Consider the following 24,791-nt stretch of genomic DNA (forward strand, 5'->3'; position numbering starts at 1 on the left):
CCTGAATCCCTACGCCGGTTCACTGGCGGGCATCTGCCCAGCCTTCACCCGGATCAGGTTCCACGGGACCAGCGCTTGGTCTGCAGGAAGGCATGTCGTGTGGGCTGCTTGCCACCATCTGCAACCATAGCCTTCCTGCGCCTGCGCCATCTCAGCCGGATTCACCGGCACCCCGTCAAGCGATCTTCCGGCAGTCTAAGCACTAACGGGGCCGAGGGGAACCCCCTGGGCGCCATGGCCGAGTGTGCGGTACGCGAAACTGACGCGGCACTGGCGCAGTTGTGCACGTCATTGTGCGATGGCTTCAAACTCGAGACGAACGGCGACGCTGTCGCCGACCAGGCCGTTGTCCACGGCGTAGTCCATGCCCCAGTCGCTACGTTTCAGCTCGGTGGTCGCCGAGACGCCAAGGGTGTGTTGCTCGTGGCCGAAGGGATAGCGGTCGGCCTTGTTCAGCGTCACGGCCAGCGTCACCGGATGCGTTTCGCCGCGCAGGCTGAGTTGGCCAGTCAGGGTGCCCTGGGCGGGGCCGTCGGGGGACAGCTCGTCGGCCACGAAGGTCAGTGTCGGATGGTCGCCGGCGTCGAGGAAATCCGCGCCCCGCACGTGGTCGTCACGCTCTTCATGGTTGGTGAAAACGCTGTCGGCGGCGATCTCGACTCGACCGGAGGCGAGGGCCTGGGTCGCCTCGTCATACTCGAAGCTGCCCTTGGCATCGAGAAACAGGCCGATCACATCCGCGTAGCCGACGTGAGCGACGGAGAAACTGACCGAGAAATGGTCGGGATCGATGCGGTAGCTGCGCGTCTCGGCTTGGGCGCTGCTGCAGGCCAGCAATGCCGTGCCCAGGACGGCGATCGAAATCCGAGGGGCGGCGCGTCGGGGAGGGGATAGTCGTAGCGTCGAGGACGGCGTCATCAATCGTTGCAGCTGAGCGACGGCGGACGCGAAACGTGGCCCGGCGGCCAGGGCGAGGGGCAAGGCCTGGGGCGAGGTGCTGGCGGATGCAAGGTTGGTGAGGGCGATCATGGCGGATCTCCAGGGGCGTGAGGGCGACTCGTGTCAACGAGCGCCGGGCTTGTGTGGAGGGCTCGTGTGAAGGGCTAATGTGAAGGGCTTGTGTGAAGGGCTTGTGTGAAGGGCTTGTGTGAAGGGCTTGTGTGAAGGGCTTGTGTGAAGGGCTGATGTGAAGGGCTTTGGCAACCACGAAGACGTTGCCGCTGGCGCTCGAAGAAACGTCTTCGAAGCATAGTGCGAAGTCGTGGCGGGCAAGGGAAAAACCGCGGCGTGAGTGCCGTGCAAGGGCCGGCCGACGGCGAGTCACGGTGTCCGTGGCGTATCTCGGTGCCTCGCCAGCCACTGCACGTCGAGTGCGAAGGACAAGGCGAGCAGAAGTAGCGCCACCAGCGCGGCCGCGGCGGCGAGCGCCGGTTCGACGATGGGCATCAGGCCAGTGAGCAAGGCCGCGACCTGAACGACACAAATGGCTTTGCGTCGCTGGCTGACCGGCAAGGTGGCTTGGAGCCAGCCCCAGCGCAGCCCGGCCAGTACGAAGGCGTAGCGCATCAGGCCGATGGCCAGGACCCAGGGGCCGATCTTGTCCATGGCCGTCAGCGCCAGGCAGAGAACCAGAATCAGTAGCGCGTCCAGCTCCATATCGAAACGCGCCCCGAAGCGGCTGGCGCTGTGGGTGTGACGCGCGATCCAGCCGTCGAGTCCATCGAGGACCAGGGCGATCGCGGCGATAGCCGGCATGCCCCATAGCACTGCGGCGGTGGGCGAGTCATCCAGCGACAGCGTGGCGCACAACGCCAGGAGGTTGGCAATCAGCGTGCCCCTGAGCAGGGTGATGCGATTGGCCCAACCGAGTCGGTGGCGCCGGCGCGGCCAGCGGATCACGAATCCGATCCCGATCACGGCGTAGCCGAGCAATGCCAGTCCCGCCAGGGGATGGCTGTCGAGCCACCCCGCTAGAAGCGTTGCCCAGATCACCGTGAGGATCAGACCGACGCCCAATTCGGCCCAGACGGTGGGCGCCAGATGGTGAACTCCGACACGGGACGGGGGCGGGTGGGCCATGGGCATCTCCTCGCAGGTTCCTCGCGCTGAATCGTTTCTGGCAGCGATACGTCGAGGAAGGTGGGCTCTCGGTCTACGCTTAGACCATGTTTGCATCAGCACAATGTGATCTGACTGACGGCCCTCCATGGGTAGCCTGTGTGCCATCCTCGCGGCGGTCAAGGGACGCCACCCAAGGCGCGCTCTTGGTGTGGACGGCAAAGTCTACCGAGGCTTGAAGCAGTGTTGTGGAACGCGACATGCATCATTGGTCTAATAATAGTAGAACACTTGTATAACTTGGTGCCAGGCTGGTGCCAGAGCCCTCGTTGGGGCGCGTGGCGCCTTGGCGTCGCGCCTGGCGGGGGCACTAATCGCCCGGTGCGCCGCCGGCGGTAGTGACGCAAGACGCGCAACTCGGCATCAGGGAGACGAGATGGCCAGTTCACGACATACCACACTCGGCGCTCGGGACCCGTCCGGGGAAGAGGCGCTGGCAACGGCCTTCTGGACGCTGCCCGGGGCGAAAGGGGAAGTGCGATCTCAGCCTCTCGCCGCCGCCGGCGCCGGGGACGTCCGCGTCGAGGCCTGGTTCAGCGGCATCAGCCGTGGCACCGAGTCGCTGGTTTTTCGCGGCCAGGTGCCGCCCAGTGAGCGCGAACGGATGCGCGCCCCTTTTCAGGCGGGCGAGTTCGGCGCAGCGGTGAAGTACGGCTATGCAAGCGTCGGGCGGGTCATCGGCGGCGAGTCCGCGCTGGTCGGGCGCACGGTGTTTTGCCTGTATCCCCATCAGGATCGTTATGTCGTCCCCGCCACCGCGGTGGTGGCTGTGCCCGAGGGGGTGCCGCCACGACGAGCGGTGCTGGCGGCCAACATGGAAACAGCGGTCAATGCGCTGTGGGATGCGCGTCCCGCCGTGGGAGACCGCATCCAGGTCATCGGTGGCGGCGTGATCGGGCTGTTGGTGGCGTATCTCTGTGCTCGCCTGCCGGGTACCGAGGTCTGCCTCGTCGATGTCGACCCGACGCGGCGCCGGGTGGTGGAAGACCTCGGGGCGAGGTTCTGCTTGCCTGAGCAGGCGGTGGGTGAGTGCGACCTGGTGTTCCATACCAGCGGCCAGCCAGCGGGGCTCGTCCAGGCGCTGGAACTCGCCGGCAATGAAGCGACGGTCATCGAGATGAGCTGGTACGGCACCCATGACGTGACGCTGGCGCTGGGCCAGGCGTTCCATTCCCGGCGGTTGACCCTCAAGGCGAGCCAGGTGGGCCATATCCTGGCCGAGCGTCGGGTGCGCTGGGATTACCCGCGGCGCCTGGCTCTGGCGCTGAGCCTGTTGGCGGATGAGCGCCTCGATGCCCTGCTCGAGCCGTCCTGGTCGCTGCAAGACATGCCCGAGCGCATGGCGGCGCTGGCGGATGGGCGCCTCAAGGCGCTATGTCAGACGGTACGTTACGCCTCGGCGCCAGGTGTCGCCTGAGCCGATGCCAGCCCTGGGGCCGTCGTATCCCTAACGTTGAGTCATGGAGAGAGCATGTATCGATTGAGCGTTCGCGACCACATGATGATCGCCCACAGCTTTCATGGCGAGGTCTTCGGCCCCGCCCAGCGTCTGCACGGGGCGACCTACGTGGTCGATGTGGCATTTGCGCGGCCGGTGTTGGATGACGATGACCTGGTGGTCGATATCGGCCTGGCCAGCGACGCCCTGAAGGCGATTACCGGTGATTTCACGCTGTCGAATCTCGATGACGTGGCGGCATTTCGGGGGCGCAATACCACCACCGAGTTCATGGCCAGAGTGGTGTTCGACCGCATGGCCGATGCCATTGTCGCGGGGCGACTCGGGGAGGGTGCCAAGGGCCTGACCGAGATGGCGGTGACGCTGTATGAGTCGCATATCGCCTGGGCCAGCTACGAGGGCCGCCTCCCCGCGGCCAATGGCTGATGCCGGCAGCCGCGCACCGCCCCCTGACCCTCGTCGTGGCGGGGGATCTCGATCAGCCCACCGGCGGTTATCGCTACGATGGGCGCATCGTCGATGGTCTGCGACGGGCGGGCGTCGAGGTGCACGTCCGTGGCCTCGATGGGGTCTTCCCTGGCGCCGACCAGCGTGCCGCCTTGGCGTTCGATGCCGCGCTGAGCGACTGTCGCGATGGCGCTGCCGTGGTCGTCGATGGCCTGGTCATGGGCAACTTGCCCGAGGTGGTCGAGCGCCACGCCGACCGGCTCGACCTGACGGCACTGGTGCATCATCCCCTCGGCGACGAGACCGGCCTCACCGGCCGGTGCCGGGCTCGCTATCACCGCCGCGAGATCGCGGCCTTGCGGCGGGTGGCCAGGATCATCGTGACCAGCGCCTTCACGGCCCGTCGGCTCGCCGAGCTCGGCCTGACCGGTGCGGCGCTTGCGGTGGTGGAGCCTGGGGTCGACCCGGCGCCGCTGGCCCGGCATGCCTGGCCAGCGGCGCCGGGGGACCCGCTGCGCCTGCTGTGTGTGGCCAGCCTGACACCGCGCAAGGGCCACCGGGTGCTGATCCAAGCCTTGAGCGGCCTGGGCCATCGTCGCTGGCGACTGGACTGTATCGGGGCGGGCGATCGTGATCGCGAGGAGGCGCTGGCCCTCGAGCGACTGGTGGCCGACCTCGGGCTCCGGGATCGCGTGGCGCTGCATGGCGAGGTCGCGGAAACTGCCCTCGACGCCGCCTATCGGGCGGCGGACCTCGCCGTGGTGCCATCGTTGTACGAAGGCTATGGGATGGTCGTGACCGAGTCGCTGGCGCGTGGCTTGCCGCTCGTCGCCACCCGTGGTGGGGCCCTGGCCGATACCGTGCCGGTTAGCGCGGCCTGGCAGGTGGCGCCGGGGGACGTCGACGCCCTGCGTGAGGCGCTGGAGGCCTGGTGGCGTGAGCCGGCAGAGCGCGAGCGTCGTCGCGAGGGGGCGGTCTGCGCTCGAGCGAGTCTCGGCGACTGGGAGCGTGCGGCCACGGCCTTCGGGCAGGCGCTGGGCGTGCTGCCGGCCACGCCCGATCAAGGGCAATCCAGCCAGGAGACGGTCACGGATACGCATCACGCCAAGCCCCCTTCCACACACCACGCCAAGCACCCCTCCACACACCACCACGGGGCCGAGGCCGGCTCGAGCGATGTCGGCGCCGGCGTTATCGCCACCAGCTGCCATTTCGACCCGCACTGGCTGGCCCTGCGAGAAGGCGTCGATGCACGCTCCCGTGCGGCGTCGCTGAGCGAGCTGCTGACGCGAGCCCTGCAACACGCCCTGACGCGCAAGGCAGTCGGTGCGGAGCTCTCGCTGGTCGACCTGGGCGCCGGTGCCGGCAGCAATACGCGCTATCTGGCGGCGCGCCTGCCACGCCCTCAGCGCTGGACCCTGATCGATCACGATGCCGCCTTGCTGGCGATGGCGCAGTCCGAACTGAGCGGGACCTGCGGCGCTGTCGAGTGTCGGCGCGAAGACCTGGCGCAGTGGTGCCAGCAGCCGACGTTGGCGGAAGCGGCGCTCGCCGGCGCCGATCTGGTCAGCGGTGCGGCTCTCATCGATCTGGTGTCGACGGCCTGGCTCGAGACGCTGGCGGCGGCCTGCAGCAAGACGCGATCGGCGCTACTGATGACGCTGAACGTCGATGGGGACTGGGGCTTTGTCGACTCGCCGACGGCGCAACGCGCGCCGTTGCCCGCGGCGCTGGAGCGGACGGAAAACCTTGTGCGGGCGCTGTTCGCCGAGCACCAGCGGCGAGACAAGGGCATGGGGCCCGCGCTCGGCGGCGCGGCTGGCGGCGTGCTCGAGGACTGCCTGCTGGCCAGGGGCTACCGGGTCTGGAGGATGCCGAGTCCGTGGCTCCTTGACCCCAGCCACGACGCTCGGCTGGGCGAGCGCTTGATCGACGGGTGGCGGGACGCCGCGCTGGACCAGTTGGGGGTGGCGCAGCGTGGCCGTCGTGGCACCCAGGAGGGGCAGCGCGAGGGTCGCCAGACCGACGGGATCGCTCGCTGGTGGCGCAGTCGGCGGGATCAGTGGCGCCGCGGTGAGGTGAGCATTTTTGTCGGTCACGATGACGTGCTGGCGTTGCCCGAGGCGTGGCCGGCGCAGGGGATGGCGCCAGGACGCGAGTCGCGGCGATCGAGGTCGGATGCTGACGCGGGCCCTTTTCTCGCGCCCTCACTGCCCGCGCCCTCACTGCCCACGGCCGAGCCGCCGCCTGGTGGCGCGGCGAGTGAGCGCTGATGGCCGTCGCTCGCGCTCGCGGTTACCTCGGCGTCGGGCTGCGCTGGGGCGTCAGTCTCGCTCTGCTGGTCGGGCTGCTAGCCTGGCTGGACCCACAGTCGCTGCTGCGTCACGGCCAGGCGCTGTCGCCCGGCTGGATGCTGCTGGGACTGGCGATCGGTATTCCCCAGGTCGCGCTATCGGCGTGGCGCTGGCGCTTTACCTTGCAGCGGCTGGGCCTGGCCATGGCCTTCCGGCGGGCCTGGGCCGAGTACTATCTGGCGACCTTTCTCAATCAGTGCCTGCCGGGCGGTGTCGGTGGTGACCTTGTGCGCGCCTGGCGCCACGCCCGGCAAGCCGGCGAGGACTGGCGCGATGCCCGCCGCCAGAAGGCCTTGCGGGCCGTCGTCATCGAGCGTGGGACGGGCCAGCTCGCGCTAGCGCTTGCGGCCCTCGGGATCCTGCTGATGGCACCGGTCTGGGCGCCGATTCGGGATAGCGCCCTGGCGGCTGCGCGGAGCATCGATTGGCGCGACGGCAATGTGCTTGGTGGGTGTCTAGTCGCGGGCGTACTGGGACTGCTGGCGATCACCCTGGTGCGGCGGCAATGCCAACGGCAGCGCGAGAGCGAGGACGATGGCGAGGACAAGGGCGACGGGCAGGCGACGGCGCTGCGCGGTCTCTGGGCCGATACCCATCGAGCGCTGTTGGCGCCGAGGGCGCTGATCGTCCAGGGGCTGACGTCCTTGGCGGTATTGGCGAGCTACGCCGCCGTGCTGGTGTGTGGCGCCCGAGCCATCGATGTGAGCCTGCCGCTGGCGACCCTGGTGGCGCTGACGCCGCCTTTGCTGCTGGCCATGGTGATCCCGCTGTCGCTGGCCGGGTGGGGGTGGCGCGAGGGCGCCGCGGCGCTGACCTGGTCGCTGGCGGGCCTCGACCCCAACGAAGGCGTCGCCGTCGCCATCACCTATGGGGTGCTGACGCTAGGGGCGAGCCTGCCGGGGGCCTTGGTGCTGGCGTTTCATTCGCGCCTCGAGGCGGGCCGTCGTCGCTCGTCTGAGCGGGCTCCGGATGGCGGCGCCGCGGTGTCAGGTCGGCGGGCGCAGATCGAGATCGAACAGCGTCTCGTCGCCGAGGGTGTAGCGGCGAGACCGCGGGCGCCGGGCCTCATCGAGGCGAGCAATCGGGGCCAGGCAGAGCCCGGGACGGCCGGAGCCGATCAGCAGTGGCGCCACCAGCAGGTGCAGGCGGTGGAGGGCGCCGGCGTCGAGAAAGCGCGAAACGGTGTCGCTCCCGCCTTCGATCAGCACGCGTCGACAGCCGAGTTGGGCCAGGCGCTCGAGGATCGCCCGGGGGGCCATGCCGCCCGCCTCGAGGGGCAGTCGCTCGCGACGCAGATGGCCCCTGGCGGGGGTGGCGATACTGGCCTGATCGCCGATCAACTGCAGGGTCGGAGCACAGGCATCTCGCAGTATTCGGCAGCCGGCGTCGAGGCGTCCCCGAGGATCGATCACCACACGCAAGGGAGAGCGGCCACTGACGTGACGCACCGTCAGGGCGGGATCGTCGGCAGCAACGGTGCCGGCGCCGACCACCACCGCGTCGACCAGGGCGCGCAGCCGGTGCAGATGCACCCGCGATGCCAGGCCGTTGATGTAGTGCGAGTGTCCCGTCTCGGTGGCGATGCGGCCGTCGAGGCTCTGGCCGAGCTGGGCCACCACCAGGCTCGGGGCCGGGCCGACCAGCGGCAGCAGGGCATCGAGACACGTCGCCTGGTCGTCGCCCAAGGGGGCTGTCGCATGCCAGCGGCCGTCGACTTCGAGTGTCAGCCGCTGGCTGGCTTCGGACACCACCACCGGCCCGAGGGACCAGTCGTGGTCTCGGGCGACGGTCAGGGCCCGCCAGGCGATATCGGCGCTGTCGGCGGCGTTGGGGGACGCGTCCATGATGACTCCAGCGAGGGGCACAGGCCCATGATGAGGGGGCCGTCCCCGAAGGACAAATCTAGCGGATAAGGAGGCGGACATGTACCAGGTGGAACGCGCAATCTTCGATCTGCGTCGCGGCGTGCCGGTCTTGCTGCGCGGCGCCAGCGGCGCGCAACAGGGGCATGGCGATCGGCTGGTGCAGCCGGTGGAAGGTCGTGATGACGGTCGTCTCGGGAGTCTCGTCAAGCGCTGCGAAGGCGCGCCGAGGCTGGTGGTCAGCCGCCATCGCCTCGCCGCCCAAGGCTGCAAGATCGAAGCCAGTGCCGCGATTCTGGTGCTGGAGGCCAACGATCTGGTCCCGGCGCGTCTTGCGGCGCTGAGCCATGGCGAGGCGCTGCTCGATCGCGAGCCGCAACTCGCCAGCGCCACGGAGTGCATTGCCCTGGATCTGATGCGTCGGGCACTGCTGCTACCCGCGGCCCTGGTCGCCCCCGTGGCCGACGAACACCGCGAGGAGGTAGAGGCCCTGGTGGCCGAGGGGACCCTGCTGGCCATCGCCTGCGACGAGGCCCGGGAGGTCCTCGCCGAGGCCCAGGGGGGACTGGTGCGGGTCAGTGAGGCCGAGGTGCCACTGGCCGACGCCGAAGCCACGCGGTTTATCCTGTTTCGCGAGAGCGATGGGCTGCGCGAGCACGTCGCCATCGTCATCGGACGGCGCGACAGCTGGTCGAGTGCGGTGCCGCTACGGCTGCACTCGGCGTGCCTGACGGGGGACCTGTTCGCCAGTCTACGCTGCGACTGTGGAGAGCAGCTGCGCCATGCGGTGGCCGACATCCTCGCTCTCGGCGGTGGCGTGCTGTTGTACCTGGCCCAGGAAGGACGCGGCATCGGCCTGGCCAACAAGCTGCGTGCCTATGGGCTGCAGGACACCGGACTCGATACCGTGGAAGCCGATCAGCGGCTGGGCTTCGGTTCCGACGAGCGGGACTACCGGGTGGCGGTAGACATGCTGCGGGCCCTCGCGATCGAGCGGGTGCAGATGTTGACCAACAATCCGCACAAGATCGCCGCCTTGAGCGCCGGGGGCATCGAGGTGACCGAGCGCCACGCCCTCTACGGACGGGTGACGGAGCACAATCGGCGTTACCTGGCCGCCAAGGCGAGCCGCGCGGGGCACTGGCTGTCTCAGACGCTGGATCAGGACGGTTCGGGATGAAAGTCGTCGATCGCGAGTCGGGCGCTATCCTCCAGGATCTCGGCCAGGCGCTCGCCGAAGTGGTCGACCAGGCGCTTGCCCATGGCCGCCGAGGCGAGGCGGGCATTGCCGACCACGCCGGCTGGGTGAAGGTCCTGGGCCAGCCAGGCAAACGATGCCTCTCCTTCGGGACCGAGGCGCATGCCGACCTCAGCCATGCTCTCGCCCCTGGAACGCGGATGGGCGAGGGCTTGGGTGTTTACCCGCTGCGGCGCGAGGTGCAGCATCATGGCGGTCTCCAGGGCGCCGCCATGCAAGCCGTGGCGACACTCCTCCCGGGGCAGCGCGTCGTCGGGCAGCGCCAGGCGCATGTACGGCGCCTTGACCACCAGCATGCCGTGTCGTCGGCGCAGCGCAAGCGCCGCCAGGTGCAGGATGGCCTGGTTGCCGCCATGGCTATTGATCAGCATCAGACGCCGCACGCCACTGCGCGCGAGGCTGTCGCCGACGGCCTCGATCAGGGCCTGGGCGGTGGTGGCCGGCAGGCTCAGGGTACCGGCGAAGTCGCGATGCTCGTCGCTGGCCCCGATGCTCATCGCCGGCAGCACCAGCACCGACTGGTGGTCGGCGAGGCGGCCGAGGGCCGCCGTGAGCAGGCCCTCGCCGATGTCCAGATCGGTTGACAGCGGCAAGTGTTCGCCGTGCTGTTCGATGGCGCCGAGCACCATCACGGCGACGCTGTCTTCGCGCACCGCCCGGGCAAGATCCGGGCCGCTGAGATGCTGCCAGTAATGGATGGCCATAGGCTCGCGGGCTCCTCGGTGACACGACGGGGGAGACTCGACTCTACACAGCCCCGGGGGGCCTTGACGAGCCGAAATGAGCCGGGGCGCTCGTGTGCGGGGGCGCAGTGCCTGGCGCGTCGTCCGACGCCTCGCTGGCCGTGGGTGGCGACCGAGCACGGCGCTCCTCGCGGCGTCAGCGGCCGGGCGGCGCCGTGGCGATGAGTTCCCGGGGGCCACGCCTGAGGGTCAGGCCTGTCGCTTGGCTGCTGGTGCTGCTGGGCGTTCTGTGGGGCGTGGCGCGTTCCACGGAGTTGGTGTCCTGTGCCACCCTGTCGCTGGGGGCCGGGCCGCTGGCGCCAGGATTCGAGGCGCTGTGGCAACCGCCCTGGGGCATGTTGGTGATCGCCGCCTGGGTGACCCTGGTGCCGGTGTCCGGCCGCTGGTGTTGGCTGGTGGCGGCCGTGGTGGTGCTGGCGGCGGTGCTGCGACTGGTCGAGGCGGTGACGTGGGCGGTGTTGGGCCGCGAGATGAACCTGTGGCTCGACGCGGCGCTGCTGGGGCCGCTTTACGGGCTGCTGGCGACCAACCTGGGGAGCGTCACCGCGCTTGTCGTTGTCGCCTTGATGGGGCTGGCGCTGGTGGCGGGGGTGGCCGCGCTATCCGCGCTGCTGGCTCGCGCCTCGCGCGCGGCGATGGCCTGGTCGCTAGGCGGTCGACTGGCGCTGTTCGGTGGTCTCGGAGCCCTGATGGTCAGCCTGACCCTGGCCTACGGCGCGCACTTCACACGCCAGGACGTGCCTCTGGGCACGACCCTTGTCGAGCAGGGCCGGCGTTTGCTGCAGACCCTTGGCGCTCGGCATGGGTTTGACGACGTCCTGGCTCGTCAGGGCCGGCCCGTAGCCCCCTTGCCGGGCCTGGCGGGGCGCGATGTGATCCTGATCTTCATCGAGTCGTATGGCATGTCGCTGGTGCAACCCGAGCCCTTTCGCGAGGAGGACGGCGAGGCGCTGCGGCGCGGGCAAGCTCGCGAGCCGGTCGGCGAGGCGCTGCGGCGCGGGCAAGCTCGCGAGCCGGTCGGTGAGGCGCTGCGGCGCGGGCAAAGGGTCCTTGCCGATGCCGGCTTGTCGGTGGCCAGTGGTCGGCTGCGCTCGCCCATTCGTGGCGGTCAGTCATGGCTGGCCCATGCCAGCGTGCTCAGCGGGATCACCATCGACAATCCACTGTGGTATCGCCTGATGCTCGCTAGTCGTCGGGGCACGCTGGTGCAGGATTTCGCCGCCAGCGGGCACAGGACGCTCGCGCTGATGCCCGCCATCACGCGGGTCTGGCCCGAGGGGCAAGCCTATCGCTTCGATCACCTGCTCGACTCTCGCCAGTTGGGCTACGCGGGACCGGCGCTCAATTGGGTCACCATGCCGGATCAGTACACCCTGGATCACTTCCAGCGCCGCTGGCGCGATGCCGACGGTGCTGCGATGTTCGCGCAGCTCGCCCTGATCAGCAGTCACGCCCCCTGGACCCCGGTCGTGCCGGTGCTGGACTGGAACACGCTGGGCGATGGTCGCGTGTTTCGCGAGTGGCAGGACGCCGGCCCGACACCACGCCAGCTATGGTCGGACATGGGGCGAGTGCGTGAGCACTACGCCGAGGCTGTGGCCTATTCGCTGACCGTGACCCTGGAGTGGGCGGCGCGCAGCCTCGGACCCGATGCGCTCGTCATGATCATGGGCGATCATCCGGCCGCTCCGGTGGTCACGGGCGCGGGGGCCAGCCCCGATGTACCGGTGCACGTCATCAGCGCCGACCCTGACCTCGTCGCGCCCTTTCTCGGCGGCGGGATGACGCCAGGACTGGTCCCCGGTGAGGAGCCGGCCATGCGCGGCTTGTCGAGCTGGCGTGGCAGCTTGCACCGCTATTTCGGCGAGTCTGTGACGGGGGCAACGTCAGGGCCGGGGACGGGGTCGGAATCATGGCCACGGCCCGGGCCATGACGTGTGCCAGCGAGTTTGACCCACCAAGGAGACGCCATGCTGATTCCGGTGATACTGGCAGGGGGAAGTGGTACGCGCCTTTGGCCGCTGTCCCGCCGTGCCTTGCCCAAGCAGTTCCTGCCACTGGCCGGGAAGGCGAGCCTGTTCGAGGACACCCTGGCGCGACTGGCGGGGCACTCGCCTAGCCTGGCGCTAGGCGCGCCATTGGTCATCGTCAGCGATGCGCACCGCTTCGTTGCCGCCGAGCAGTTGCGTCGCAGTGGCTGTGACAACGCGACCCTGATCCTCGAGCCCGACGGTCGCAATACCGCCCCGGCGGCGACGATTGCCGCCCTGTTGGCGAGCCAGGGGGGCGTCGACGGAGCGTCGCCACGGGACATCACCCTGCTGGTGCTGCCGTCTGACCATGTCATCGACGACCCCGCCGGCTTTCGGCGGGCGGTCATCGCCGGGGAGGCCCTGGCCGGTGAGGGGTGGCTGACCACCTTCGGGGTCGAGCCCCGCTACGCCGAGACCGGCTACGGCTACGTCGAACTCGCCGAGGCGCTGGGGCATGGCGGGCACCGGGTCCGGCGATTCACCGAAAAGCCACCGCTGCAGCGGGCCGAAGCCTTCGTCGCCGGTGGCCGCCACCTGTGGAACAGCGGCATGTTTGTGCTGCGTCCCGACGACTGGCTCGCGGCCATGCAGTGCCACGCCGCGGACACCCTGGAGGCGTGCCGTGACGCGTTGGCCGGGGCCCGGCAGGACCTGGATTTTCTCCGTTTGGACGTCGATGCCTATCGGCGTTGCGCGTCGGCCTCCATCGATCGGGCCGTGATGGAGCGCAGTGAGCGCGTGGCCACGCTGCCCCTGGCGGCTGGCTGGAACGACCTCGGCAGCTTTCCGGCGCTGTGGCAATCGCTGCCCCGAGATGCCTGCGGTAACGCCGTGGTCGGCGATGCGATCATCGAGGCAAGCGACCGTACCCTGGTGCACGCCAGCCACCGCCTGGTGGCGGTGACGGGGGTTACCGACCTGGTCGTGGTCGAGACCCGTGACGCGGTGCTGGTGGCGCGCCAGGACCAGGGCCAGCGGCTGGGTCAGTTGGTGGCCCGACTCGAGGCGGCGGGGCGTAGGGAAGTCGATGACCATCCCCGCGTCGGACGTCCCTGGGGACACTATCTGACGGTGGATGCGGGGCCGGGGTTTCGGGTCAAGCACCTGAGCGTGGCGCCGGGGGGGCGGCTGTCGCTGCAGCGTCATCGTCACCGGGCCGAGCATTGGGTCGTGGTGCGAGGACGGGCCAGGGTGACCTTGGAGGGGGCCGTCAACGAGCTGACGGCGAACCAATCGCTCTATGTGCCCCTCGGCGCCTGGCATCGGCTGGAGAACCCCGGCAGCGACCCGCTCGAGCTGATCGAGGTGCAGACCGGGGATTATCTGGGCGAGGATGATATCGAGCGTTATGAGGATCAGTACGGTAGGGAATGAGCCCCTTGATACCTGGGGCGTTGACGCCGGGGCGAGGGCCGGCACGACGACGCCTGGCCCCCTCGGGCCAGGCGTCATGGCTCGCTCCCAGCGCCGGGGCGACCGCTCAGCTCAGTGGCTGAGTTGGATGGTTGGCCATGTGCGGGCCACGGCTGCGAAAGGACTGTACCGGCATGTCGCAGGGAATCTCCTCGGGGGGGGGCTGCGGGGCCTCGCCGGAAGCGGGGACGGGGTCGATCCTGAGGTCGCCGACCACGGCGGGCGTCTGCGTCTCGCTCGGTACCAGCAACAGGCCCGAGCGACGCAGGCCGCGGCCGATGGTCAGGCTGCTGCTCCAGCGCACCAGGGGGGCGGCGAGCACCAGGCCGAGCCAGACCGGGGTCAGCCACAGGAAGAACATCGGTGTCCAGGTCCAGGTGGCGATGGCCCAGGCGGCGCCCAGCAACGCCCAGACCCAGGTGAAGCGCCAGGTATCGCGCCAGGGCAGGGCGCGCCCCTCGCGCGCCTGAGTATCCCAGGATACCGTGCGTCCGCTCAGCACCTCGAGCACGAAGCGGCTGTGAAAGACCATCATCAGTGGTGCTATCAGCATCGCAAAGAGCGTCTCGAGCAACATGCTCATGATCAACTTGGCACGCCCGCCAAAGGCTTGCGGCTGGCGAATCAGGCCGAGGATCAGCCCCAGCACCTTGGGCATCAGCAGCATCGCCAGGGTTCCACCGAGCAGCGGCATGATCAGGTTCGGCGGGGCGATCGGCCAGTTCGGGAACAGCTGGGAGCTCGAGGTGTAGAAGTTGGGCGGACTCAGCGCCCGGACCAGGGCGTCGAGGGTGCTGATTGCCAGAATGCCGAGCCACACCAGCGACGACAGATAAGCCAGGGCACCGCAGAAGAAGTGCAGGCGGCTCAAGAAGTGCAGACGATGGCCATGCAGCAGGCGCAGATGCTGCAGGTTGCCCTGGACCCAACGCCGGTCACGCTTGGCATAGTCGAGAATATGGCTCGGCATCTCCTCGAAACTGCCGCCGAGATCGGTGCGCAGGCGCACCTGCCAGCCGCCGCGCCGGATCAATGCCGCCTCGACGAAGTCATGGCTCAGGATATCGCCCCCCAGCGGGGGCTTGCCGGGGAGCTCCGGTAGCCCACAGTGCTGGGTGAAAGCGGCGACGCGAATGATCGCGTTGTGGCCGAAATAGTTGGCCGCGGTGGCGTGCCAGAAACTCAGGCCGGTGGCGAGCATCGGCGAGTAGAGCGCGGCGGCGAACTGGTTGGCGCGTCCGAACAGGCTGTCCTGGCGCACCGGGATCGGTACGGTCTGCAGCAGGCCGAGGCGCGGGTTCGCCATCATCTCGTCGATCAGCGCGATCACGGTGTCGCCACTCATCAGGCTGTCGGCATCGAGCACCAGCATGTAATCGTAGTGGCGGCCCCAGCGGGTGCAGAAGTCGCCCAGATTGCCGGCCTTGCGCCCGACATTGCTGTCGCGATGGCGATAGTGGATCCGGCAATGGCCGGACAGCCGCTGTTGGACCACGGCGATGGCCGCCCGCTCCTCGGCGACGATGGCGTCGTCGGTGCTGTCGCTGAGCACGAAGGCTTCGATGGTCATGCCCGGGGTCTCGGCGGGCAGGTCGCGGCAGGTGATCTCGAGCCCCGCGGCGACCCGAGCCACATCTTCGTTGTGGATCGGCATCACCAGGGCGGTGCGGGAAGTCGCGTCCGGGGCTCGCTGGGGTCCCTTCGGTCGGCGTTTGAGGCTCAGCGGGTCACGACCGGTCAGGTTCAGCACGAAGCCGATCACGGCGCTCCAGAAGGCCATCACGATCCAGCTGAAGGTGATCGCGAACAGCACGAGTATCGCCAGTTCCAGCGGCGTGATGCCTTCCACGTGGAGGATACGGAACATGGTCCACACGCCGAGGGCGCTGGTGGCGGCGATGGCGAGGCCCACCGCCATGCGGCGCAGGCGCGGGCAGGGCACGTCCTGGGCGTGACGATTGGCTCGGGTGTGGCTATCAGCTTTCATCGGCAGTCCAGATGGCGTTCCAGGTTTCGGTCAGGGTGCGGTCGCGCAACGACAGCGTCAGGCGCATGTCGGCCGGCGTGTTGCCTTCGGGCATCAGGCGGAAGCTGGCGCGCCAGGTCTCGCCATCCGGCAGTGCCTTGACCTGGGGTTGGCTCAATTCACCGCTGGTGGTGGTCAGGGTCATGTCCACCGGCTGGCTGGGATCGAGTCCCTCGAGGTCACCACCGCGAAAATCGACGATAAAATGGCGTAGGTGCTCGTCCGGCGCATCGGCCTGGCCGGGCACGCCCCCCCAGCCCTGGCGAGAGCGCACGACGCGCGCCAGGGGCTCCTGGACCGGACTGGCGCCGAAGGTGTAGGTACGATAGCGAAACGTGCGTGACTCACCGGCCATGAGTGGCGACTCGGGCACCCAATAGGCGGTGATATTGTCGTTGGCCTCGCTGTCGGTGGGGATCTCGACCAGCTCGACACGGCCTTCGCCCCACTCTTCGAGCGGTTCGACCCATTGGCTCGGGCGGCGTTCGTAGCGTGCCTCCATGTCCAGATAGCCCTCGAAGTCCTGCGGGCGCTGGACCAGGCCGAAGCCTTGCGGCGAGGTGTCCTGCAGGCTCGACAGGTGCAGGCGTGTCGGGTTCGACAGCGGACGCCAGGTCCACTCGCCTGCGTTGGTGGCCATCAACAGGCCGCTGGAGTCATGGACGCGCGGACGATAGTCATCCTCCTGGCGGGACTCCATCTCCCCGTGCAGGAACATGCTGGTCAACGGGGCGATACCGAGCTTCTCGACATCGCTGCGGGCGAACAGGCGAGCCTCGGTAACGACTTCGGTGCGCTGGCCCGGGGTGATCTCGAAGCGATAGGCGCCGGCCAGCGACGGGCTATCGAGCAGCGCCAGCACGGTGACGGTGTCGGCATGTTCCTCGGGGCGGATCAGCCAGAATTCCCGAAAGGCGGGGAATTCCTCGCCCTGGGGCGCCGCGGTATCGATGGCCAGGCCCCGGGCCGAGAGGCCATAGCCCTGGTTGCGCCCGACCAACCGGAAGTAGGAGGCGCCGAGAAAGACCGCGAATTCATCGCGGTAGTCGCCGCGATTGATCGGATAGTGCAGGCGAAACCCGGCATACCCCAGGTCACCGAGGTCCAGCTCTGCGAGGGGGGCCGCATCGTCGTCGTAGCGAAACCGCTGCGGTTCGAAGGGCAGGTGGCTGACGTCGCCGTTCTCGACCAGATTGATGGCCACCGGTTGCTGGTAGAGAAAGCCGGGGTGAAAGAGCTCGACCTGGAACGGACCGCTATCGCGCCACAGCGCCTGGTCGTCGAGGTAACGGATCTGACGGTAGCGGTCATAGTCCATCTGGGCTAGCTGCTCCGGCATATCGGCCTCATCGGCAGTGTAGGCTTCGCCTGCCAGCGACCGGGCCTCGTCCGCCACCTGATCGAACAGGGCATCAGGGGTAATGGCCAGCGCCGGGGCGCTGAGGCCACAGGCGATGGCAAACGCCAAGGGGCGTAGCGATGTCATGGGCTCTCCTTGCTTGCCGTCCGGCGCGAATCCTTGCGCGGGATCGAACGGCCTGAGTGGGATTGTCGGGTCGAGGGCTGCCGGCTCACGGGGCTCGGCGATATCGCCCGTGGAAACATCGGCGCTGTCACACAAGGGACGTACCGCCGTTGTCTCGACTCGTATTAGCCTATTCGCTGTATTGAAATATGCAATAACGAGCATCGTGCTGTGGTGATGGTGGCTTCGAGGCCGCGGGGCGTCGAGAGTTCCGTGTCGCCATATGGAGACGTTCAGGGCGGTGGTCGGGCGACAGAACGCCGCGTCAGGACAGCTTCACGATGGCGAGGCCCGCGTGTCCCGAGTCGCCGGAGGGGACACGAGATTGATGCACCGATCGCGGGCAGGGAAAGGACCGCGATGACGCGCGGTTGCCGGTTTCCCGCTAGGGTGGAAGGCCCCCCCGCGCGGCGGCGCTGGGCGAGGGCGGCACGGGGCAGGCGTCGGCGCGTTCTGGGGGGCGGCGATCTATCGTTTAGCGACGCGGGATTCAGCGAACCGGGGGCGGCGATCGGTTCGTCGCCAGGGCGAGGGTTACCACAGCCAGCTTTGTGGTCGAGCAGGCGCCAGCCCAAGGCGCAGCGCCCGCCAGCCGACCACGCAGCGTATCACCACCCAGGCCGAGAGCAGCAGCGGCGGCAGCGCCAGACCAATGACCACCACCGTCAGCGCAGCGGCAGCCATCGCGTAGAGCAGACCTATCCAGAAGGTGCGAATCAGATAACGGTAGTGGGCGGCCAGCCAGGGGGCTGCATCGCCGCGATAGACATAGGCCACGATCACCGCGATCAGCACGCTGAGAAACCCCGTGACCAGGCCCAGCAGATAGAGTGCGTAGAGCACCTGGGGCACGCGGCTATCGGGCGCAGGCGAGCGGGGCTGGCTCACTTCATGTTACTCGAACGGTAGAGTTTCATGTTGCGAAAGGCCGGATCACCGCGCTCTTCCTCGGGGGTCTTGGTGTAGCGCTTGTACTCCCACTGGTACTGGGCAGGCTCGAGTTCGATGGCCGCCTCGACGCAGGCATTGACGCCGGCCGCGGAGGTGGCCTCATCGGGGCAATAGACGCGCTCGTCGGCGGCGAGAAAATGCAGCGTATAGCCGCGCCCCGGCAGGCGTCGAGCCACCCCGGTCACGACGCGTGCCTCGGTGCGGGCGACCAGCTTGGGCAGCAGGGTCGCGGTGTAGGCCGGGCGGTCGAAGAAGGGGGCGAACACGCCGCTGCCCCAGCTCGGCTCCTGGTCGGGCAGGATGCCGACGGCCTGGCCACGCTTGAGGGCCTTGAGCAGGGCGGCGACGCCCCGCGGATTGGTCGGCACCAGGCTCGCACCGCAGCGCTCGCGGCCACCGCGAATGATGGGGTCGAGCGGCGCGAGCTTGGGGGGCTCGTACATGGCGGTGAAGGGAAAGTGGCTCGATAGCCAGAAGTTGAGCACCTCCCAGTTGCCGAAGTGGGGAGCCAGGACGATGACGCCGCGGCCGTCGGCTCTGGCATCGTCCAGCAGGTCACGGCCCTGAACGTCGACGATGCTGGCCTCGACCCGGTCAGCCGGGCCCTGCCAGGCGAAGCCGAGCTCAAGCATGGTGGCGGTGGAGTGTCTGAGGCTATCGCGCCCGAGGCGTTGGCGCTCGGCGTCATCGAGTTCGGGGTAGACGACCTCGAGATTGAGGCGAGTCACGGCGCGCTCGCGCTTGAGAAAGGGGTGGGTGGCGGCGCTCACCAGGCGGGTCAGCCGCCACAGGGTCTTGGGGGATGCGCCGGCGAGTGTTCGCCACAGCAGCGCCACGGCGCCGGCCTGGGTGCGTTGCACGAGGGACGTCGTCATGCCTAGATCAGCCAGCCGTCGAGGTTGTCGGGTGAGCGTCGTTCCTGCAGGGCCTTGAACCCCTTCACGGCGCGAATGATCAGCCATACGGCCAGGGCCAGCAACAGCGGCAGTCCGATCACGATCAGGCTCAATACAGACGCGACAACGGCGTAGAGCAGGCCGATCCAGAAGGTCCGGATCTGGTAGCGGAAGTGGTCGTCGAGCCAGCCAGGGCCCTTGCCCCGTTGGACATAGGCGATGACGACACCGACGACGGCGGTGAAGCCGGTAACCAGGTTGGCCAGCAGAAGCGCATAGGCGACCAGAGCCATGGTGGTATCGGGCCCGCGGGGGTCGGGAGAGGGCTCGCGTTCGACCCGTGGCTCGACGTGGATAGGATCAGTAGCGCTCATGGGACTTCCCTGTGGCTCGTGAAGGGCTGGCCGCGCATGGAAGGCACGGCACAAATTGCGCCCATCATACCTTGCCAGCCCTCCATTTCCAGGCGCAGCGAGCGCCGGCATGTTATGCCCGATGCGCCTTGCGATGGCCCAAGAGCCAGGGTCACAGCGCCAGGGTGGTGCGCGGGTTCGCCGGCTTCAGGCCGGCTTCAGCGGCCGGCTGATCTCGATCAGGTTGCCGTCGGGGTCACGCAGATACAGCGACTCGATCTGGCCGCTGGCGCCCTGGCGAGGCACCGGGCCGAGTTCGATGTCCACCGAGAGGGCCGTGAGGTGACGCTGCACCTCATCAAGCGGCAGTTGGCTGCGCAGGCAGATATCGAGGCTGCCCGGGGTCGGGGTCGCGGCACGGGGTTGAATGTCGGTGGCCGTCCAGTGAAGGCGCAGGGCGGTGTCGCCGAGCATCAGGTCGACCCGCTCGCCGTCGCGATAACGAACGTCGAGGCCCAGGACCCGGGAATAGAAGTCCACGGCGCGGGAAATGTCGGTCACGGTGATGACCAGATGATCCAGACCTGACAGCATGCAACTCTCCTGCTATGGGTTATCTCCCCCAGAGAATACGACGATGCCGACCTGTCCGCTATGCGCCGCCGAGGATAGCGCCCACTTTTACCATGATGGGCGCCGCGATTATTACCGTTGTCGGCGCTGCGATCTGATCGCCGTGCCGCCTCACCAACGGCTCGCCCCCGACGCCGAGAAAGCCGTCTACGACCAGCACGACAATCGCCCGGGGGACCCCGGGTACCGGGCCTTCCTGGGGCGGCTTTTCATGCCCTTGTGCGCACGCCTGGCGCCAGGATCCCAAGGGCTTGATATCGGTGCCGGGCCGGGGCCCACCTTGTCGCTGATGTTCGCCGAAGCGGGGTTTCCCACCGCTATCCACGATCCGTTCTTCCACCCCAATCCGGCGGCATTGCGGCGTCAATATGACTTCGTTACTGCCACCGAGGTGGCCGAGCACCTGTTCACCCCGGGAGAGACCCTCGCGCAGTGGCTTGGTTGTCTCAAGCCCGGCGGCTGGCTCGGCCTGATGACCAAGCGCACGCCACCGGACTTCCCGCGCTGGCACTATATCCGCGATCCGACCCACGTGGTGTTCTTCAGTGACGCCAGCTTTAGCTGGATCGCCGAGATGCACGGCCTGTCCCTCGACTTCCCCGGCCCCGATGTGGTGATCTTGGGGCGTCCCACCAAGCGTCGATAACCGTCGCCGTGGGCCTTGCGTCGAGTCGCCGGGCGACGGGATCAGGGGCTGGCTGGCACCTGACGGTGGGGCCGAGCTTGGGGATTCGGGTTCGGGTCGTCAGGCGTTGGCGCCGGTCTTCCAGCGTCCCGCTGGAAGACCGACATGTCCCCCTGCGCCAAGGGGGGAAGAAAGCGATTGACAGCCACACTGGCGGGCGTATATTCGCCGCCAAATCCGCCTCTCGCGTCGCCCGATAGCGTTTAGTTATCGGGCGCTGTCTCTCATTGTCGTTCGTCGTATCGCGTCGTTCCCGTACTCCTGTGAGGCCCTCGATGTCCCCGCAACTCCTGGCCATGGCCATCGCTCCCCTGCTGGGGTTGTTCATCCTCGGTATCGGCAACGGCTACATGGCCACGTTGATCTCGTTGAGCCTGGACGCCGCCGGCGAATCCCAGGTGGTGGTCGGTGTGGTGTCCTCGGCCTATTTTATCGGCCTGGCGCTCGGCTCGATGTTCAACGACCGCCTGCTGCTGGCCATTGGCCATATCCGGGCCTACGGCACTTTCGCCTCGCTGGTCGCCGTCACGGTACTGCTGCAGGGCCTGTTTTTCGATCCCACGGCCTGGTTTGTCCTGCGCTTGATCGGCGGCTGGGCCACGGTGGGGGTCTTCCTGGTCATCGAGAGCTGGCTGCTGACCTCCGGGGATTCGCACGTCCGTGGCCGCCTGCTGGCGCTCTACATGATCGCCATCTATGCCTCCGGGGTGATCGGGCAGCTGTTGCTCAGCGTTACCCAGGCCATGGGCGACACCGCTCCCTTCATGGTGGTGGGCATCATGGCCTCGCTGTCGGTGCTGCCGATGGCGATGATCCCTCGTGTCACGCCGCTGCTGGACAAGGCCGAGCCGCTCTCGCCGTTGCGCTTGATCACCCTGACGCCGACCGGTGTCATGGGCAGCTTCGGCTCCGGCTTGCTGGTGGCTGCGGTGTACACCTTGATGCCGCTGTACCTGCAGCGCAGCGGGTTCGGTGTGGCGGCGGTCGGCCAGTTGATGGCGATCATGATTCTCGGCGCCATGTTGCTGCAGTATCCGGTCGGGCGCTGGTCCGACCGCCACGATCGCCAGCTGGTGCTGATCCTGATCGGAATCTTCTGTGCCCTGGTGTCGGTGGTGGTGCTGATGGTGCCGTTGCCGCCCTGGGGCCTGGCGGGCCTGCTGTTCCTGCTCGGCGGCGGGGTCTTCTCGGTGTACCCGGTGGCGGTCAGCCATGCCGCCGACCGTGCGCCGGCCGGGGCCTTGGTGCCGATGAGCCAGGGGCTGTTGTTGATCAACGCCTTGGGGTCGACCATCAGCCCGCCGGCCGTCAGTCCGATCATGGCGGCCCTTGGGGATGGTGCCTTGTTCGGTGCCTTCGGCACCTTTGGCGCCGTCCTCGTGCTGTTCTTCGGCTGGCGCCGCATGGTGCGCCCGGCACCGGTGCCGGTGGTGCCGTTCTCGCCGTCCACGCCGCTATCGTCGGTGGGTGCCGAGCTCGCCGTCACCGAGCAGTGGGTACAGGGCGCCAGGAGCCATGAGTACATGGAGGACCTGTCCGATGCGGTGCCGGATGTGGATGTCGCCGAACCGATCGTTGGGCCGCCGGTGGAGGAGAATCATTACGTGGCCTATTACGACGAGGAAGGTTTCCACGATGGCTATAGCGATGCGCTGCATGACGCCCCCGACACCACAGATGACGAGGTGGCGCGCAACGGTGGCCACAGTGACGGCGACGCCGAACCGGCCACGCTGACCCACGGTGAAGGCACGGATCGAACGGCGCCGAGTCAGACGCCGCCCCTCGACGAGGCGCCGGGCCAGCGCTAGCCCCGCCGAGGCATGCCTTCGGCCGTCCTGGCGCCTCCGAGCTATGCTTCGGAGGCGCCTTGCGTTGCGGGGCGCTTCGGCCCCGGGCAAGCGCGACAGGCAAGCCAGGCTAATCCGGGGCAGGCTTCTCTCGTCGGGTGCGACCTTGGGCTAATGGAGCGCTTCGGCTAGGGAAACTACTATCGCCGGTATTGTTTTTACGAGGTGACCCCATGTTTCCCTATGCAGCCCCCGTGCGTGATCTCCAGTTTGTCCTGGCCGACCTGCTCGACCATCGGTCGTTGTCACTTCCTGCCTTCGCCGAGGCGAGCCCCGAGCTCGTCGATGCCGTGCTGGACGAAGCGGCCAAGCTCGCCGGCGATGTCTGGGGGCCGCTCAATGCCTCCGGTGATCGCCAAGGCTGCGAGCGCCGTCACGATGGCGGTGTGACTCTGCCCGACGGCTTCGCCAGCGCTTATCAGGCCTATGTCGAGGGGGGCTGGAACGGTATCGGCGTGTCTGAGGCGCTCGGCGGGCAGGGCTTGCCCGAGGTGATGGCCAGCGCCGTTCAGGAAATGCTACACGGCGCGAACATGGCCCTCGGGCTCTGTCCCATGCTTACCGCAGGGGCCATCGAGGCCCTGGCGCACCATGGCAGCGACGAGTTGAAGGCGCGCTATCTGGACAAGCTCGTCGAGGGCAGTTGGACGGGCACCATGAATCTTACCGAGCCCCAGGCGGGCTCTGACCTGTCCCGGGTGCGTACCCGGGCGGTGCCTTGCGCACCGGATGAGGGCGATTTCTATCGCCTCAGCGGGCAGAAGATCTTCATCACCTGGGGCGAGCATGACGCGGTCGAGAACATTCTTCACCTGGTGCTGGCCCGCACCCCGGATGCGCCGGAGGGCAACAAGGGGATTTCGCTGTTTCTGGTGCCCAAGTTCCTGGTCAATGACGATGGTTCGCTCGGTGAGCGCAACGACGTGGTCTGTGCCTCCATCGAGCACAAGCTGGGCATTCACGGGTCGCCCACTTGTACCCTGAGCTTCGGTGAACAGGACGGCGCCATCGGCTTCCTGGTGGGCGATGCCGGGCGCGGCCTGAATCACATGTTCACCATGATGAACGAGGCTCGCCACAAGGTCGGGATCCAGGGCATCGGGGTCGCCGAGCGTGCCTGTCAGCATGCGGTGGCCTATGCCGCGGATCGCTCCCAGGGGCGTACTCCTGCCTATCGTGGCGGCGAGCCCTGCACCATCAGCGAGCACCTCGACGTGCGTCGCATGCTGGTCTCCATGCGCTCGCGCACCGACGCCTTGCGGGCCCTGGCGCTCTACTGTGCCGCCGAACTCGACGTCGCCCGCCACCATGAAGACGCCGCCATGCGGCAGGCGGCCCAGGTGCGCGCCGAGGTGCTGATTCCGGTGGTCAAGGCATTTTCCACCGACCAGGCCGTGGACATTGCCTCCCTCGGGGTTCAGGTTCACGGCGGCATGGGATTCATCGAAGAGACCGGGGCCGCCCAGATGCTGCGGGACGCGCGTATCGCGCCCATCTACGAAGGAACCAACGGCATCCAGGCGCTGGACCTGGCTGGGCGCAAGCTGCAACGTGACGATGGTGCTGCTCTTGCGGCCCTGATCGACGATGTCGAGGCCACCGCTGCGGCACTTGGCGCCCATGCCGAGCTGTCGGGTCTGGCGCCGGAGCTTGCCGCCGGGGCACAGGACCTGCGTGCCTGTGTGGCCCAGGTACTCGAGGAAGGCCGCGATAGCGAGCGCGGTCTCGACGCGGTTCAAGCCTATGCAACGCCGCTGCTGTCGCTCACCGGTCATGTGCTCTGTGCCTGGCAGATGGGGCTGGCGGCGCTCAAGGCCCAGGCCGCCATCGAGGCGGGGAGCAGCGATGACTTCTATCGCCGCAAGCTGGTTGCCGCCGACTTCGCCATCCGTCAGTGGCTTCCCGAGGGCCGAGCCCAGCGTCGCATTCTCGAGGCGGGTTTTCAGGGGCTTTTGGATATCGACGCCACGCGTCTGTGACCCTGCGCCGGGGCGGCGCTTGGCAGGAGCCTGCAAAGACTCCTGCCGAGCGCCATCACCGGCTACCTTGTAAGCACAAGCCTACGATCACAGTGGTCAAAGGCCGCGCTCATGCATCCGCGTATAACGCACCCGGCAGCGCCCACGTCTTGCGTGTCCAGACGCAACGCCGCCGTCTTGGTGCGCGCCACTACAACAGGAGAATC

At 68.0% G+C, this 24,791-nt stretch carries 19 protein-coding genes and 1 pseudogene; 10 read left to right on the forward strand and 10 right to left on the reverse strand.

What is annotated here, in order from left to right; genetic code table 11:
* Positions 1 to 288 precede the first annotated feature (288 nt).
* On the reverse strand, positions 289 to 1,029 hold the full coding sequence (locus tag ACUN9Y_RS11560; RefSeq protein WP_445460868.1) for a YceI family protein: 741 nt from the start codon (positions 1,027 to 1,029) through the stop codon (positions 289 to 291).
* Between the two features lie 291 nt (positions 1,030 to 1,320).
* Positions 1,321 to 2,079 (reverse strand): CDP-alcohol phosphatidyltransferase family protein, encoded by a 759-nt coding sequence (locus tag ACUN9Y_RS11565; protein WP_445460869.1) that lies wholly within the window; start codon positions 2,077 to 2,079, stop codon positions 1,321 to 1,323.
* 415 nt (positions 2,080 to 2,494) lie between these two features.
* Between ACUN9Y_RS11565 and ACUN9Y_RS11570 the strand changes: the two genes are divergently transcribed.
* From ACUN9Y_RS11570 to ACUN9Y_RS11585, 4 genes and pseudogenes are all read left to right on the forward strand, one after another.
* Complete coding sequence (locus tag ACUN9Y_RS11570) at positions 2,495 to 3,535, forward strand: zinc-dependent alcohol dehydrogenase (RefSeq protein ID WP_445460870.1); 1,041 nt, start codon at positions 2,495 to 2,497, stop codon at positions 3,533 to 3,535.
* 54 nt (positions 3,536 to 3,589) lie between these two features.
* Entirely contained in the window at positions 3,590 to 4,003 is a 414-nt protein-coding gene (locus ACUN9Y_RS11575; RefSeq protein ID WP_445460871.1) for a 6-pyruvoyl trahydropterin synthase family protein, read from the forward strand.
* Positions 4,003 to 6,297: a glycosyltransferase gene (locus ACUN9Y_RS11580; protein ID WP_445460872.1), complete on the forward strand. Its 2,295-nt coding sequence runs from the start codon at positions 4,003 to 4,005 to the stop codon at positions 6,295 to 6,297. Before ACUN9Y_RS11575 ends, ACUN9Y_RS11580 begins: the two co-directional genes overlap by 1 nt.
* Positions 6,297 to 7,259, forward strand: a pseudogene (locus ACUN9Y_RS11585) (lysylphosphatidylglycerol synthase transmembrane domain-containing protein); the annotation flags it as partial. The gene ACUN9Y_RS11580 and the pseudogene ACUN9Y_RS11585, both read left to right, overlap by 1 nt.
* 105 nt (positions 7,260 to 7,364) lie before the next feature.
* Here ACUN9Y_RS11585 and ACUN9Y_RS11590 read toward each other — a convergent pair.
* A complete protein-coding gene (locus ACUN9Y_RS11590; RefSeq protein WP_445460950.1) occupies positions 7,365 to 8,303 on the reverse strand; it encodes a RibD family protein in 939 nt (312 codons plus the stop codon).
* Here ACUN9Y_RS11590 and ACUN9Y_RS11595 point away from each other — a divergent pair.
* Complete coding sequence (locus ACUN9Y_RS11595) at positions 8,302 to 9,420, forward strand: GTP cyclohydrolase II (protein WP_445460873.1); 1,119 nt, start codon at positions 8,302 to 8,304, stop codon at positions 9,418 to 9,420. The two genes, ACUN9Y_RS11590 and ACUN9Y_RS11595, sit on opposite strands and share 2 nt — an antisense overlap.
* Here the strand turns inward: ACUN9Y_RS11595 and ACUN9Y_RS11600 are convergent.
* Positions 9,402 to 10,202: a creatininase family protein gene (locus tag ACUN9Y_RS11600; protein WP_445460874.1), complete on the reverse strand. Its 801-nt coding sequence runs from the start codon at positions 10,200 to 10,202 to the stop codon at positions 9,402 to 9,404. The genes ACUN9Y_RS11595 and ACUN9Y_RS11600 overlap by 19 nt on opposite strands.
* Before the next feature lie 194 nt (positions 10,203 to 10,396).
* Between ACUN9Y_RS11600 and ACUN9Y_RS11605 the strand changes: the two genes are divergently transcribed.
* Together ACUN9Y_RS11605 and ACUN9Y_RS11610 are read left to right on the forward strand one after the other, a co-directional pair.
* Entirely contained in the window at positions 10,397 to 12,175 is a 1,779-nt protein-coding gene (locus ACUN9Y_RS11605) for an alkaline phosphatase (RefSeq protein ID WP_445460875.1), read from the forward strand.
* Between the two features lie 36 nt (positions 12,176 to 12,211).
* Complete coding sequence (locus tag ACUN9Y_RS11610; protein WP_445460876.1) at positions 12,212 to 13,648, forward strand: mannose-1-phosphate guanylyltransferase/mannose-6-phosphate isomerase; 1,437 nt, start codon at positions 12,212 to 12,214, stop codon at positions 13,646 to 13,648.
* A 106-nt stretch (positions 13,649 to 13,754) separates the two neighbouring features.
* On the opposite strand, the gene mdoH is transcribed toward ACUN9Y_RS11610, so the two are convergent.
* From mdoH to ACUN9Y_RS11640, 6 genes are all read right to left on the reverse strand, one after another.
* Complete coding sequence (gene mdoH, locus ACUN9Y_RS11615; RefSeq protein ID WP_445460877.1) at positions 13,755 to 15,674, reverse strand: glucans biosynthesis glucosyltransferase MdoH; 1,920 nt, start codon at positions 15,672 to 15,674, stop codon at positions 13,755 to 13,757.
* Positions 15,664 to 17,199, reverse strand: coding sequence for a glucan biosynthesis protein (locus ACUN9Y_RS11620; protein WP_445460878.1), 1,536 nt, complete (start codon positions 17,197 to 17,199; stop codon positions 15,664 to 15,666). Before ACUN9Y_RS11620 ends, mdoH begins: the two co-directional genes overlap by 11 nt.
* Before the next feature lie 573 nt (positions 17,200 to 17,772).
* Positions 17,773 to 18,126 (reverse strand): DUF4870 family protein, encoded by a 354-nt coding sequence (locus ACUN9Y_RS11625; RefSeq protein ID WP_445460879.1) that lies wholly within the window; start codon positions 18,124 to 18,126, stop codon positions 17,773 to 17,775.
* Entirely contained in the window at positions 18,123 to 19,064 is a 942-nt protein-coding gene (locus ACUN9Y_RS11630) for a lysophospholipid acyltransferase family protein (protein WP_445460880.1), read from the reverse strand. Before ACUN9Y_RS11630 ends, ACUN9Y_RS11625 begins: the two co-directional genes overlap by 4 nt.
* A gap of 2 nt (positions 19,065 to 19,066) precedes the next feature.
* Positions 19,067 to 19,459 (reverse strand): DUF4870 family protein, encoded by a 393-nt coding sequence (locus ACUN9Y_RS11635; protein ID WP_445460881.1) that lies wholly within the window; start codon positions 19,457 to 19,459, stop codon positions 19,067 to 19,069.
* Between the two features lie 186 nt (positions 19,460 to 19,645).
* A complete protein-coding gene (locus tag ACUN9Y_RS11640; protein ID WP_445460882.1) occupies positions 19,646 to 20,032 on the reverse strand; it encodes a VOC family protein in 387 nt (128 codons plus the stop codon).
* A gap of 43 nt (positions 20,033 to 20,075) precedes the next feature.
* Here ACUN9Y_RS11640 and ACUN9Y_RS11645 point away from each other — a divergent pair, with 43 nt between their 5' ends.
* The 3 genes from ACUN9Y_RS11645 (at position 20,076) to ACUN9Y_RS11655 (ending at position 24,585) form a co-directional block, all read left to right on the forward strand.
* On the forward strand, positions 20,076 to 20,717 hold the full coding sequence (locus ACUN9Y_RS11645) for a class I SAM-dependent methyltransferase (RefSeq protein WP_445460883.1): 642 nt from the start codon (positions 20,076 to 20,078) through the stop codon (positions 20,715 to 20,717).
* A gap of 314 nt (positions 20,718 to 21,031) precedes the next feature.
* Positions 21,032 to 22,567, forward strand: coding sequence for an MFS transporter (locus ACUN9Y_RS11650; protein WP_445460884.1), 1,536 nt, complete (start codon positions 21,032 to 21,034; stop codon positions 22,565 to 22,567).
* A gap of 212 nt (positions 22,568 to 22,779) precedes the next feature.
* Positions 22,780 to 24,585, forward strand: a complete 1,806-nt coding sequence (locus ACUN9Y_RS11655) for an acyl-CoA dehydrogenase (RefSeq protein WP_445460885.1) — start codon at positions 22,780 to 22,782, stop codon at positions 24,583 to 24,585.
* Positions 24,586 to 24,791: the final 206 nt, after the last annotated feature.

The organism is Halomonas sp. V046 (assembly GCF_052645355.1).